The sequence below is a fragment of the Peristeroidobacter soli genome, from assembly GCF_004138485.1.
GTDB lineage: Bacteria > Pseudomonadota > Gammaproteobacteria > Steroidobacterales > Steroidobacteraceae > Steroidobacter > Steroidobacter soli.
In genome coordinates, this window is sequence record NZ_RYEV01000003.1 from 1,342,373 (window position 1) to 1,355,655 (window position 13,283).

The window sequence follows — 13,283 nt, forward strand, 5'->3', positions numbered from 1 at the left end:
AGCTCGGCCGGCGCCCGACAGTCGAGTCTGTCGCTTTTCGAGGCCGTGCCCTGTTCGAGGGAACACCTTTTCGAGGCGGCCAGTCGTCATCTTCACTACCATTGCCCGCCCATGCAATCACCCGCCATTCCATCTGAGTCCGGCCGACCATGAGCCGCGGCTTCTTCCGTAGCACCGCCATCGTCGGAATCACCACGTTGCTGTCCCGGATCACCGGACTGGTGCGGGACGTGGTGCAGGCCGTGATGATTCCGGCGGTGTACCTCGAGGTGTATGTCCTCGCGAACCAGATCCCCAATCTGCTGCGGCGACTGTTCGCCGAGGGCGCGTTCTCGCAGGCCTTCGTGCCCGTGGTCGCCGAGTACAAGGCGAATCGCTCCAAGGACGAGGTGCGCGAGCTGGTGGATTCCGTGTCCGGGACCCTGGGCGCATTCCTTGCGATCGTTTCCGTGATTGGCGTGATCGCCGCGCCGATCATCGTCGCCATCTGCGCGCCGGGCTTTACCACCAAAGAGGTGGGGCAGTACGGGCTCGCGGTGGACATGCTGCGATGGACGTTTCCTTATCTCTTGTTCGTTTCGCTGACTGCGCTCGCCGGCGGCGTGCTCAACAGTTATCAGCAATTCGCGTTGCCGGCGTTCACCTCGGTGGTGCTGAACGTCGTGCTGATCGTGTTCGCGGCCTATCTGTCGCCGTACTTCGAGCAGCCGGTCATGGCGCTCGCCGTCGGTGTGTTCGTTGGCGGCGTGATCCAGCTGGTCATTCAGTTGCCGGCGCTGATCAAGCTCGGCGTGATTCGCCGTCCCCACTGGAACTGGGAGCACGAGGCGGTCAAGCGGATTGCCAGGCTGATGGGGCCGGCCATCATCGGCTCCTCGATGGGTCAGCTCAGCGTGATGATCAGCTCGGGCATCGCCTCCCTGCTCGCCGATGGCAGCATGACCTGGCTGTACTACGCGGATCGGCTGGTCGAGTTTCCGCTCGGCGTGTTCAGCATTGCGCTCGCGACCGTGATCCTGCCGAGCCTGTCCTCGCAGCACGCGAAGAAGTCGCCGGATGAGTTTTCGGCGACGCTGGCCTGGGCCGTGCGGCTCGTCTGTCTCATCGTCATTCCCGCATCGGTGGCGTTGTTCGCGCTGGCCGGTCCATTGACCGTCGCGCTCCTTCAGTACGGGCAGTTCAAGCCCAGGGACGCGGAAATGACGCGTCTCGCGCTGATGGCGTTCTCGCTGGCACTGCTGGGCTGGAGCATGATCAAAGTGCTCGCGACCGGTTACTACGCCCAGCAAAACACCAAGGGCCCGGTGAAGATCGCCATGCGCGCGCTCGGTGTGACGATGGTGCTGAACGTGGTCGTGGTCGCGGGGCTGTGGCTCACCGGCAATCTGAAGACCCCGGGCGCGCATACGCTGCTCGCCCTGAGCAACGGCATCGGCGCCATCATGAATGCCTTCCTGCTCTATACCGGCCTGCTCAAGAGCCAGGTGCTCCGCCGCGGGCAGGCCATGCGCGGGTTGCTGATCCGGATCGTGGTCGCGAGCGCGCTGATGGCGGCGTTCCTGTGGTGGTTCGGCGGGGACGTGTCGACCTGGCTGGTCACCCCGAAAGTGCAGCGAATCGTCTGGCTGACGGGGCTGGTGGCCGGCGGCATCGGGGTCTATTTCGCGGCGTTGTGGGTGATGGGCGTACGCGCCGGCCAGTTCCGACTGCAGCCGCCCGCGACTTCCCTATAATGCTGCCCTTCAAGTGGTCTAATTCTGGACTTGCGGAGCACGAGGGCCGCGGTGGAGCTCATTCGGGGCCTGTATAACCTGCGTGCCGGGCGGCGCGGCTGCGTGCTGACGATCGGGGCGTTCGACGGCGTCCACCGCGGGCATCAGGAGATGATCCGTGTGCTGCGCGAGCGCGCGGCTGAGTACGGCTTGCCGGCGGCTCTGATGTCGTTCGAGCCGACGCCGCGCGAGTTTTTCGCCAAAGGCACGCCGCCGGCCCGGCTGACCCGCTTTCGCGAGAAGTTCGAAGCGCTGGAGCGCTACGGGGTCGACCGTTTCGTCTGCCTGCGGTTCGACGAGCGCATGCGCCGCCTCGGTCGCGACGAGTTCGTGAATGAGGTACTGGTAAAAGCGCTCGGCGTCCGCCACATCGTGGTAGGGCACGATTTCCGCTTCGGGCGCGACAACCAGGGCGACATCGCCTGTCTGCGCGCGCTCGGGGCCGCTGCCGGGTTCGAGGTCACCGAAGTGCCGCCGTTCGAGATCGACGGCGAGCGCGTCAGCAGCTCCGGGATTCGTGAGGCGCTGGCGGTCGGCGACATGGCCAAGGCGGCGAAGCTGCTCGGTCGTCCGTATCGGATGACAGGCAAGGTGATTCATGGTGAGAAGCTCGGCCGCAAGCTGGGCTTCCCGACCGCGAATCTGCGACTGCATCGTCGCGCCACGCCGGTGGCGGGCATCTTCGCGATTCGAGTGACGGGTGGCGGACTGAACGACGCGCCGGGCGTGGCGAGTCTGGGCACGCGGCCCGCGGTGAATGGCAAGGAGCTGCTACTGGAAGCTCATGTGTTCGACTTCAACGGCGATTTGTATCGTCAGCCGTTGCACGTGGACTTCATCGCGTATCTGCGCGCCGAGCGCTGGTTCGCGGACATGGATACGCTGATCGAGCAGATGAATCGAGACGCCGCGCAGGCGCGGCAGATATTGGGTTCGTGAATCGACGTATGGACTATAAGCAAACCATCAACCTGCCCCAGACCGACTTTCCGATGAAGGCGGACCTCGCCCGTCGTGAGCCGGACATTCTCAAGCGCTGGGAAGAAACCCGGACGTATCAGAAGCTGCGCGAGATCGCGAAGGGCCGGCCGACGTTCATTCTCCAGGACGGGCCGCCGTACGCGAACGGCGCGATTCATCTCGGTCACGCCATCAACAAGGTGTTGAAGGACATCGTCGTCAAGTCACGCACCATGGACGGCTTCGATGCGCCCTACGTGCCGGGTTGGGACTGTCACGGCCTGCCGATCGAACATCAGATCGAGAAGACGCGCGGCAAGGAAGTGAAGTCGCTCGATCCTCGGGCATTCCGTCAGGCGTGCCGCGAGTTCGCGCAGTCGCAGATCAACGGTCAGCGCGAGGACTTCAAGCGTCTCGGCGTGATGGGCGATTGGGATGATCCGTACATCACGATGGCGCCGAAGTACGAAGCCGAGCAGCTGCGTGCGTTCGCCGAGATCCTGCGCAACGGCCACGTCTACAAGGGCCTGAAGCCGGTGCACTGGTGCCTGGACTGCCGCTCGGCGCTCGCCGAAGCGGAAGTCGAGTACGAAGATAAGACCTCGCCCGCGCTCGACGTGCGCTTCGGCGTGAAGGATCTCGCCGATCTGGCCAGGCGCTTTGGCGTGGCCTCGGTGAAGTCGCCAGCCAGCATCATCATCTGGACCACCACGCCGTGGACGCTGCCCGCGAACCAGGCGGTCGCGCTCGGTCCCGAGTTCCGTTATTCGCTGGTCGACACCGGTACGGAGCTGTTGATCCTCGCGAGCGCGCTGGTCGAGAAGGTGACGAAGCGCGCGGGCGTCGAGAACGTCACGCGCATCGCCGAAGTCGAGGGCGCGAAGCTCGAAGGCCTGCAGCTCCAGCATCCGTTCTATGAGCGCGTCGTGCCGGTGATCCTGGGCGATCACGTCACGATCGACGACGGCACCGGCGCCGTGCACACCGCGCCGGGCCACGGTGTGGAGGACTTCGACGTCGGCTTGAAATACAAGCTCGAGGTCTACAACCCCGTCGGCAGCGACGGCCGCTTCGTCACGGGCACGCCGATTTTCGAAGGCGAGCGCGTGTTCGATGCGAACAAACATGTGATCGAAGTGCTGAAGGAACGCGGCGCGCTGTTGCACGAGGAGAAGCTCGTGCACCGCTATGCGCATTGCTGGCGCCACAAGACGCCGGTGATCTATCGCGCGACCGCGCAGTGGTTCATCAGCATGGAACAGGCGAACCTGCGCAAAGGCGCGCTGCGCGAAATCGCCAAGGTGCAGTGGGTGCCTGGCTGGGGCCAGAACCGCATCAGCGGCATGATCGCGGATCGTCCGGACTGGTGTATCTCGCGTCAGCGCGTGTGGGGCGTGCCGTTGCCGTTGTTTACTCATAAAGCGACGGGCGAGCTGCATCCGCGCACGGTCGAGCTGATCGAGCCGGTCGCGAAGCTGGTCGAGGAAGGCGGCATCGATGCGTGGTTCGATCTCGATCCGGCGACGCTGCTCGGTGGCGAGGCGGATGAGTACGAGAAGGTCAACGACATCATGGACGTGTGGTTCGACTCGGGCATCGCGCATCACTCCGTTCCCAAGCAGCATCCCACGGTGAAGGCGCCGGCCGATCTGTATCTCGAAGGCTCGGATCAGCATCGCGGCTGGTTCCACAGCTCGCTGCTGACGTCGGTCGCTCAACACGATCGCGCGCCCTACAAGGCGGTGCTGACGCACGGCTTCACCATCGACGACAAGGGACGGAAGATGTCCAAGTCTTTGGGTAACGTCGTCGTGCCGCAGAAAGTCATTGGCACGCTCGGCGCCGACACGCTGCGCTTGTGGATCGCGGCCACCGACTACGCCAATGAAATGGCGCTGTCGGATGAAATCCTGAAGCGCGTGACGGAGTCGTATCGTCGCATCCGTAACACCGCGCGCTTCCTGCTCGGCAATCTCGACGGCTTCGATCCGGCGACAGACAGGGTGCCGGCGTCGGAGATGGTCGCAGTGGATCGCTGGGCTGTGTGGCGCGCGTATCAGTTGCAGGAAGAAGTGATCGCCGCGTATCGCACCTACCAGTTCCACCTGATCTATCAGAAGGTCCACAACTTCTGCAGTGTCGACCTGGGCGGCTTCTACATCGACATCACCAAGGATCGTAACTACACGACGGGCAAGAAGAGCCTGCCGCGCCGGTCGGCGCAGACGGCGATGTTTTATATCGCCGAGGCGTTGACGCGCTGGCTCGCGCCGATCCTGTCGTTCACGGCCGAGGAGATCTGGCGTTATATGCCGGGTGCTCGCAGCGAGTCGGTGTTCTTCAACACCTTCTTCGAGTTCCCGAAGGAGCTGACGCAGCCACCGTCGATCGATTGGGATGCCATCCTCGACCTGCGTCGTGCCATCGCGCGAGAGCTGGAGAAGCTGCGCAACGCCGGTTCGATCGGCGCACCGCTCGATGCGGAAGTGGACGTGTACACGAAGGGGCCGTTGCTCGAGACGCTGCAGTCGTTCGGCGAGGAACTTCGCTTTGTGTTCATCACTTCAGAAGCGCGAGCGCATTCCGCCGACGGCCGGCCGGCCGATGCGGTTGCGGCGATGGAAGGCGAGGGCAACACGACCTGGATCGCTGTGAAGCCTACGTCAGCGGTGAAATGCGTGCGCTGCTGGCACAAGCGTCCGGATGTGGGTCAGAACCCGAACCATCCGGAACTTTGCGGCCGCTGCGTTTCCAACGTGGATGGGCCGGGCGAGCAGCGGCGCTTTACTTGAGGTTGATGCAATGACCAACCCATTGGCGAAAGTCTGGTTCACGCCCACTCGCGGCGGCAGCAACTGGCTGTGGCTGTCATTCTTCGTGGTGATTCTCGACCAGGCCACCAAGGCGCTGGTCATCAGCACCGTGAAGCTCGCGGACAGTATCTCGCTGCTGCCCATTCTGGATATCGTGTATCTGGAGAACACCGGCGCGGCATTCAGCATCCTGGCGCAGGCGTCGGGGTGGCAGCGCTGGTTCTTCATCACGCTCGCGGTGGTGGTGAGTCTGACGTTGATGATCTGGCTGCGGCGGATTCGCTCGGATCAGACGGTGCTGGCGATTGGACTGTCGCTGGTGCTCGGCGGCGCGCTCGGCAACGTGATCGATCGTGTCATGCACGGGTTCGTCGTCGACTTCATCTATTTCAACTGGCGCACGTGGGATTTCCCGGCGTTCAACATCGCCGATACCGCGATCTCCATCGGTGCGGCGTGTCTGTTGATCGATGCGTTCCTCGAGAGTGGGCACGACCGTCGTCCCGCGGATGGAACGCCGCAAGCGCCGAGCAAGTGACGATGCAGATTCTTCTCGCCAACCCTCGCGGATTCTGTGCCGGCGTCGATCGGGCCATCGACATCGTCGAGCGTGCGATTGAGCTGTTCGGCGCGCCGATCTACGTGCGGCACGAAGTCGTTCACAACCGCTACGTGGTCGAGCGGCTGCGGAGCATGGGCGCGGTGTTCGTCGATGAGTTGGATGCCGTGCCGGACGACGCCACGGTGATCTTCAGCGCGCACGGCGTCGCCCGCGCGGTTCAGGATGAAGCGCGCCGTCGCGACCTGAAAGTGTTCGATGCGACGTGTCCGCTCGTGACCAAGGTTCACATGGAAGTCTCGCGCTACGCGCGTGAAGGCCGTGAGGTGATTCTGATCGGGCACGAGGGGCATCCCGAAGTCGAAGGCACGATGGGGCAGTTCGATACTCAGTACGGCGGTCGCATCGTGCTGGTGGAGACGCCCGAGGACGTGGATCGTCTGGATATCAAGGACGAAGCCCGTCTCGCGTTCGTGACGCAGACCACGCTGTCGGTCGACGACACGCAGCGGGTGGTCGATGCCTTGCGCCGTCGCTTCCCGACGCTCACGACGCCGCGGAAGGAAGACATCTGCTACGCGACGCAGAACCGGCAGGACGCGGTGAAGCGTCTGGTCGAACGGTGCGACATCATTCTGGTGGTTGGCTCACCGACCAGCTCGAACTCGAATCGTCTGCGTGAGATCGCCGAGAAGGCGGGTATTCCGGGTTACTTGATCGACGGGCCCGAGGACATGAAGCGCGAGTGGTTCGATGGCAAACGCGTCGTCGGCGTGACGGCGGGCGCGTCGGCGCCGGAGATCCTCGTCGAAAGAGTGGTCGCTCAGCTCAAGCAGTGGGGCGGGCAAGCCCCGGAGCATCTTCAAGGGCAAGTTGAGAATGTCGTGTTCAGCTTGCCCAGAGAGCTTCGTGTGCCGCTTGCGCGAGTCGATACGCGTCCCGCGCTTTCAGAAAAATCAAACTGAGAAATGCGAACGAACGGGGCAGCCGCCGCAGTCCTGGGCGTCGGCAGCGATGCCGAGTACCCGTCGCGCACGGTTGCTATCTGATTTCCACGCGCGTCACATACGACGCCGCGCCTGTCCCGGGCGCCGACCAGCTGACCGCGACGACATAGCTCGCCGGCGTCATCGACGTATCGCGTGAGATCGAGCCCAGCCCGCTGGGCAGTGCGTTCTCGACTTCGTCTTCCCAGCACGCCGCGATTTGCGCCGCCTTGTCCTGCGGCGACTTGGCTTTCGCTTTCTCGGTGCAGATCACGCCGACCGTTGTCGCGAAGCCGTCGCGTCCCTCGGGTGTCGTGCGAATGATGTCCGCCATCGTATCGGCGAGCTCCGCCGCGCGCAGCGGCAGTCGCGCGTCCGCCGGAATGTGAGTCTGATCGGAGTAGAGGGCAGCGATGCCGACGATAGCCACGGCTATGACCAGCAAGGCGGCGAGAATCTCGACGATGTTGAATCCACGCGCGTAGCGAGCGCCGCGCAGGGGCGTAGTTGGTCCTCCCATACGCGCGCATGATGGCTATCCGTTCGGACAGCGTAAAGGGCGATTGTCGGCGTCGCGCCTGGCGACGCGTGGACGGCCGGCGATGTTGATGATGATGGCCCGCGCATGCGCCGAGCCGCGCAGGTCGCAGAACACCAGCGTGCCGTTGATCACCGATCGGTTGTACGTCTTGAACGAGTAGCCGCGACGGTTCGACGTGATGCTCAAACCGGGCAACGCTTGTTGAACGATGAGGATTCGTTCATTCCTGTCGCGCACGGGAGGCTCGTCCCGATCCTCGTTCACGAACACGATCCAGCCGAGCTGCCAGTTCGCCAGGTCGGCGCTGCAAGTCTGGCCGTCGGCGGAGCGGCAGATGCTCACCGTGTGGTGGTACGTGAACGCGGAGGTACGGGCGAGGAAGATGCTGTGAATGAACGCGTTCACGGCCACGGTGCGCCGGGAGTCGAGCCACATGCCTCGAAAGGCGGGCGCGGCGAGTCCCAGCAGAATGGCTCCGATCGACAGGGCGATCATGAGCTCCAGCAGAGTGAACCCTCGGGCGACTCCGGCGCGGGATCCTGGCGGACGGTTTCGTTGCATGGCGGCGCGATCCTTCGCTTTTGACCGCGGCCACCATAGCCATCCCGATCAGTCCCGAAATGCCGGTTTTGAGGCATTTTTACCTAGTTTCTCGCCTCCCGGCGCATGCCGAGGTATGCTCGGTCCCGAAGTTGTTGCCCTGGGTATTTGCCCGGATTTTTCAGTGGCGGGTTCTTAAGTGACTTCCGAGTACAGCCCCCAGCTCAGCGCTCAGTCCCCCCCGGCGGTCGCCGAGGGCCCGACGCGCGACCGGATCATCGAGCAGTTGCACCTGCACGGCCTCAAGCCCACCCATCAGCGGGTGCGCGTGGCCGAGATTCTGATGGCGGCGCCGACGCACATGACGGCGGAGCAGATCCTGGCGGAGATCCGCCGCGGCGGTGAGCGGGTCTCCAAGGCCACGGTCTACAACACCCTCAAAGTGCTGGCTCAGCGCGGCCTGGTGCGCCAGATCCACCTGGATCCGGAGCGCTCGGTGTACGACTCGACCATCGTGCCCCACCACCACTTCCACGACCTGGAAACCGGCGAGCTGCGGGACATCGATCCCAACGACATCGCCTTCAGCCGTTTCCCGACACTGCCCGAGGGCATGGAAGCGGAGGCCATCGAGGTCGTGATCCGCCTGCGCAAGAAGCGCCCCGCCGAGGTCTGAAAGAGTAAGTTCGCTGCGGCGCCTGTTCGCTCGCAACTTCTTCCCCTATACTTCGCACCCCGCCGCACCGGGCTCCCGGTGCCGCATCGGTTCTTCGGTGCCGTCTTAGCTCAGCTGGTAGAGCAACGCATTCGTAATGCGTGGGTCCGCGGTTCGATTCCGCGAGACGGCACCATCTTCCATCAAGAACTTACACCGCAGGGAACATGACATCCCAAGTTTCTCGGCACTCGCGCTGGCGAACGGTGTCCCGGGTCATCGTGCTGGTCCTGGCGGCCTATGGCGCCTGGTATCTGGGCAAAGACACGCTGAACCAGATCACCGCCTTTGCCGCCCCTCGACCCGTCGTCCCCCGGCGCGAACTGCAGGCGGACGAGCAGGCCGTGATCGGGCTGTTCGAGGCGGCCAAGGGGTCGGTGGTGTTCATCTCGACCCAGGAGCGAGTGCTCGACTACTGGACCCGCAACGTCATGACGGTGCCGCGTGGGACGGGCTCGGGGTTCATTTGGGACGAGCAGGGTCATGTCGTGACGAACCTGCATGTTGTCCAGGGCGGCAGCAGCGCGGTCGTGAAACTCTCGGATGGTCGCGACTTCGAGGCGACTTTCGTCGGTGGCAGCGAGACGCATGACATCGCCGTGTTGAAGATCGCCGCGGCGAAAGATGCGCCGGCGCCGATTCCCGTCGGCACCAGCGGCGACGTGCAGGTGGGCCAGAAAGTGTTCGCGATCGGCAATCCCTTCGGTCTCGACTGGACGCTGACCACCGGCATCGTGTCGGCGTTGGATCGTTCGCTCAGCGAAGAGGACGGGCGCGTCATTCAACACTTGATCCAGACCGATGCCGCGATCAACCCGGGCAACTCGGGCGGTCCGCTGCTCGACAGCGCCGGGCGCCTGATCGGCATGAACACCGCGATTTTCAGCCCGTCGGGTGCGAGCGCGGGCATCGGTTTCGCGGTGCCCGTGGACACGATCAATCGGGTCGTGCCGGAGCTGATCGCGACCGGTCGTTATGCGCCGCCGAGCCTCGGCATCGAGGTGGATGAAACGTTGAGTCGTGCGATCGCGCGACGCTTCGGCGTGCAAGGCGCGGCGATTCTGAGAGTGCGGCAGGGGAGCACGGGGGATCGAGCGGGCTTGCAAGGCGCGCGCATCGAGCGGCGCAATTCGATCGTTCCCGGCGACGTCATCATCGCCGTCAATGGCAAGGAAGTGGACAGCGGCGCGCTGTTGTCGGCGCGGCTGGATGATTTCAAGCCCGGCGATACCGTGCGCCTGAAAGTCTGGCGTGACGGCAAGGAAATCGAGCTGAGCGCCCAGCTGCAGCAGGGCAACTAGCCTTTGCAGTAAACTTGCATCGATGTCAGAAGCAAGTGCGCCGCCGCCGCGGCCTCCGAGTACCAAGTCTCAGCGCCAGCTCACGGCCGGGCGCATGTTCGTCTATCGGCTCGCCGCGTATTTCGGCGCGTTCATTCTCGAAGTGCTGTGGCGAACCAGTCGGCTGAAGATCGTCAACCTGGACCGGTTGGAAACATTGCTGAAGGAGCAAGGCGCGGTCGTGCCGGTGTTCTGGCATCAGCATCTGCTGATGGGCGCGCGCTTCATGGCCTCCAGCAAGATCAGAGGCATGAAGCCGGGCTTCATGATTTCTCCGTCGGTCGATGGCCAGGCGCCGACCTTGCTGGCGGAGATCTATGGCTGTCACGTGGTTCGCGGCTCGGGTTCCTACACCGGGGTGCGAGCAGTGCGTGGCGTGTACAACGCCATCGTGAAGGAAGGCATCTCTCCCACGATCACGCCGGATGGGCCGCGCGGTCCACGTTTCGTGATGAAGCCAGGCGCGATTTTCACGGCGCAGATCAGCGGCAAAGCAGTCGTGCCGATTGCCTACGCGGCGAGCCCGGCGAAGTTGCTGCGGACCTGGGATAAGTTCGTCATCCCGTTCCCATTCTCGCGGCTGCGGATCGCGATTGGCGAACCGTACTTCCCGCCGAAGCGAATGACCGAAGAAGAAATGGAAGCCGCACAGAAGGAACTGGAGCGCCGCCTGCACGAGACCTTCAAGATCGCCGAGCGCGCGTTACACACTTAGCCCATGGTCGAAAGTGGCCGAGGCCCTTTCGATACGCCCGATAAAGGCGCGACTTTTATCGGCCTACTTAGGCGCGCGCCTGTTTGATCGGATCTTCCGCGCAATCCTTGTCGACGCAATCGTCCACTTCGATCTGAATGGTCGTGTGCGTGATGCCGAAGCGCTCGGCCAGCAGGGCCTTGGTATCTCTCAGCACCATCGCCTGATCCGCCGCGCCATTCACCAGCGCGTGCATGGTGAGAAACGTGTCCTGCGGACCGACCGACCAGGTGTGCACGTGGTGTACGTCGCGGATCGCCGGAATCTTCTGCTCGAGCGTACGGCGCAGCTCGCCCTGGTCCAGCCACTCTGGCGAGCCTTCCATGAGGATGTGCGCCGAGCGGCGGACCAGCGAGATCGCGCCTTTCACGATCAGCGCGCTCACCACCAGGGACAGGATCGGGTCGATGGGCATCCAGTCCGTCCATAGGATGACCAGCGCCGCGACGATGGCGGCGACCGAGCCGAGCAGGTCGCCGAGGACGTGCAAGGTGGCGGCCGAAACATTCATGTCGTGCGAGTCGCCCCGACGCAGCATCGCGAACACGACCAGGTTGACGATCAGGCCGAGCGTGCCGATCCACAGGATGGCTTTGGCATTCACCGGCACGGGGTTCAGCAGTCGCTGGACCGCCTCGAATGCAATCCAGGCGACGATGAACAGCAGCGCGCAGCCGTTGACGAACGTGGCCAGCACGCGCAGACGCTGATAGCCGAAGGAGCGTTTGGCGTCCGCGGGGCGGGTGGCGATGCGAACCGCCGCCCAGGCGAGGGCCAGCGCGGCGGCGTCTGTCAGCATGTGGCCGGCGTCGGCGACCAGCGCGAGCGACTTCGCCAGCACGCCGCCAGCAAATTCGACCACCATGAACGACGCGGTCAGCGCGAATGCGATGCCCAGGACCCGGCTGCTGGCACCGGCGGTGTGGTCGTGATCGTGGTCGTGACCCTGACCATGATCGTGACTATGTCCCTGACCCTGATCGTGTCGATGCCCGGCGTGGCCGTGATCATGGCTGTGGCCACGGCTGTCGCCAGGGCCGTGCTCATGGCCATGACCTTGATCGCGTCGATCCCCGGCGTGGCCATGATCATGGCTGTGGCCACGGCTGTCGCCAGGGCCGTGCTCATGGCCATGACCTTGATCGCGTCGATGCCCGGCGTGGCCATGATCGTGGTTGTGGCCATGGCTGTCGCCAGGGTCGTGCTCATGGCTTTGACCTTGATGGTGTCGATGGCCGGCGTGGCCGTGATCATGGCTGTGGCCACGGCTGTCGCTCTGGTCGTGCTCGTGGCCTGGACCTTGACCGTGTCGGTGCTCGGCATGGCCATGGTCGTGCTGGTGCTCGGCGCAGCCGTGCGGGTGGCGGCGGTCGTTCATGGCCTCAGAATAAGTCGATTGGTTTTGCCCGGCCAGACGTCCTACCGGCTTCGTCTATAATCCGCGCGCTCATGAAACTCTCCGTCGTCATTCCAGTCTGCAACGAGGCTGACAATGTCGGGCCGCTGGCCCGCGAAATCCAGGCCGCCCTGGTCGATCATCAGCCTTTCGAGATCATTTTCGTCGACGACGGCAGTACTGACGGCACCGTCGAGGCCGTCAGGGCCGCGCATGCCGCGGGTATCCCGGAAATCCGCCTGCTGGAGCACTCCCAGCGCTGCGGCCAGAGCCGGGCGGTCTGTACCGGCGTCGAGGCCGCGCGGGCCGAATGGGTCGCGACCCTGGATGGCGACGGCCAGAACGACCCTGCCGACATTCCCGAACTGGTCAAAGCGGTCGCGGCCGGCGACGACTCGCTCAAACTCGTGATGGGCAATCGCACCACACGAAAAGATACCTGGTTGCGCCGGTTTTCCTCGCGTGTGGCGAATCGAGTACGCGGCGGGCTGTTGCGTGATGGCACCCCCGACACGGGATGCGGCATCAAGCTGATGCACCGGGCGACGTTCATGCGGTTACCCTGGTTCAACCACATGCATCGGTTCTTGCCGGCCTTGTATCAGCGAGCGGGCGCTCGCGTGGTCTCCGTGCCAGTGCGCCATCGACCGCGCACTCGCGGGATCTCCAAGTACGGGCTGAGCAACCGGCTGTGGGTTGGCATCGTCGATCTGTTCGGCGTGCGCTGGCTGATCCTTCGAAATTCGCCGCCGATTCGCATCCGGGAATCCCTGCATCGCGAATGAGCTGAGTGTCTGACGGAGGTTCCGTCGGATCGCGTACGTCCTGCACAGAGAAATGTCGCTGTTTAGCGTCGATCGCCGGGTGCAACACTGGCGCCGTGCTTTTCATCGCATAATTTGCTGTG

Annotated in this window: 13 protein-coding genes and 1 tRNA gene; 11 read left to right on the forward strand and 3 right to left on the reverse strand. The window is 64.0% G+C overall.

What is annotated here, in order from left to right; all coding sequences use genetic code 11:
- The first annotated feature begins 149 nt into the window (after positions 1–149).
- The 5 genes from murJ to ispH are packed head-to-tail and all read left to right on the forward strand — an operon-like array spanning position 150 to position 7,069.
- Entirely contained in the window at positions 150–1,733 is a 1,584-nt protein-coding gene (gene murJ, locus EKO19_RS14550) for a murein biosynthesis integral membrane protein MurJ (RefSeq protein WP_129777098.1), read from the forward strand.
- Between the two features lie 51 nt (positions 1,734–1,784).
- On the forward strand, positions 1,785–2,711 hold the full coding sequence (locus EKO19_RS14555; RefSeq protein ID WP_129777099.1) for a bifunctional riboflavin kinase/FAD synthetase: 927 nt from the start codon (positions 1,785–1,787) through the stop codon (positions 2,709–2,711).
- Positions 2,712–2,719: 8 nt separating this feature from the next.
- Positions 2,720–5,524 (forward strand): isoleucine--tRNA ligase, encoded by a 2,805-nt coding sequence (ileS, locus tag EKO19_RS14560; protein WP_129777100.1) that lies wholly within the window; start codon positions 2,720–2,722, stop codon positions 5,522–5,524.
- A 10-nt stretch (positions 5,525–5,534) separates the two neighbouring features.
- Entirely contained in the window at positions 5,535–6,083 is a 549-nt protein-coding gene (lspA, locus tag EKO19_RS14565) for a signal peptidase II (protein WP_129777101.1), read from the forward strand.
- Between the two features lie 2 nt (positions 6,084–6,085).
- Positions 6,086–7,069 carry a 4-hydroxy-3-methylbut-2-enyl diphosphate reductase gene (ispH, locus tag EKO19_RS14570; RefSeq protein WP_129777102.1) on the forward strand — a complete coding sequence of 328 codons (984 nt, stop codon included), beginning with the start codon at positions 6,086–6,088 and terminating at the stop codon, positions 7,067–7,069.
- A 76-nt stretch (positions 7,070–7,145) separates the two neighbouring features.
- Here the strand turns inward: ispH and EKO19_RS14575 are convergent, their stop codons facing one another.
- Together EKO19_RS14575 and EKO19_RS14580 are read right to left on the reverse strand one after the other, a co-directional pair.
- Positions 7,146–7,610: a PilV family protein gene (locus EKO19_RS14575; protein ID WP_129777103.1), complete on the reverse strand. Its 465-nt coding sequence runs from the start codon at positions 7,608–7,610 to the stop codon at positions 7,146–7,148.
- Between the two features lie 15 nt (positions 7,611–7,625).
- The gene (locus EKO19_RS14580; protein WP_129777104.1) at positions 7,626–8,192 is read right to left on the reverse strand and encodes a GspH/FimT family pseudopilin; all 567 of its coding nucleotides are present in this window, start codon (positions 8,190–8,192) and stop codon (positions 7,626–7,628) included.
- A 178-nt stretch (positions 8,193–8,370) separates the two neighbouring features.
- Between EKO19_RS14580 and EKO19_RS14585 the strand changes: the two genes are divergently transcribed.
- The 4 genes from EKO19_RS14585 (at position 8,371) to EKO19_RS14600 (ending at position 10,941) form a co-directional block, all read left to right on the forward strand.
- Positions 8,371–8,847: a Fur family transcriptional regulator gene (locus EKO19_RS14585; RefSeq protein WP_129777105.1), complete on the forward strand. Its 477-nt coding sequence runs from the start codon at positions 8,371–8,373 to the stop codon at positions 8,845–8,847.
- Between the two features lie 99 nt (positions 8,848–8,946).
- Positions 8,947–9,022, forward strand: a tRNA-Thr gene (locus EKO19_RS14590).
- Positions 9,023–9,053: 31 nt separating this feature from the next.
- On the forward strand, positions 9,054–10,187 hold the full coding sequence (locus EKO19_RS14595) for a S1C family serine protease (RefSeq protein WP_129777106.1): 1,134 nt from the start codon (positions 9,054–9,056) through the stop codon (positions 10,185–10,187).
- Between the two features lie 22 nt (positions 10,188–10,209).
- Entirely contained in the window at positions 10,210–10,941 is a 732-nt protein-coding gene (locus tag EKO19_RS14600) for a lysophospholipid acyltransferase family protein (RefSeq protein ID WP_129777107.1), read from the forward strand.
- A gap of 67 nt (positions 10,942–11,008) precedes the next feature.
- Here EKO19_RS14600 and EKO19_RS39140 read toward each other — a convergent pair whose 3' ends face one another.
- Positions 11,009–11,878, reverse strand: coding sequence for a cation diffusion facilitator family transporter (locus tag EKO19_RS39140; protein ID WP_281281063.1), 870 nt, complete (start codon positions 11,876–11,878; stop codon positions 11,009–11,011).
- 30 nt (positions 11,879–11,908) lie between these two features.
- Between EKO19_RS39140 and EKO19_RS39145 the strand changes: the two genes are divergently transcribed.
- Both EKO19_RS39145 and EKO19_RS14615 read left to right on the forward strand, forming a co-directional pair.
- Entirely contained in the window at positions 11,909–12,418 is a 510-nt protein-coding gene (locus tag EKO19_RS39145; protein ID WP_129777109.1) for a hypothetical protein, read from the forward strand.
- 11 nt (positions 12,419–12,429) lie between these two features.
- Positions 12,430–13,161 (forward strand): glycosyltransferase family 2 protein, encoded by a 732-nt coding sequence (locus EKO19_RS14615; protein ID WP_129777110.1) that lies wholly within the window; start codon positions 12,430–12,432, stop codon positions 13,159–13,161.
- The last annotated feature ends 122 nt before the right edge of the window (positions 13,162–13,283 follow it).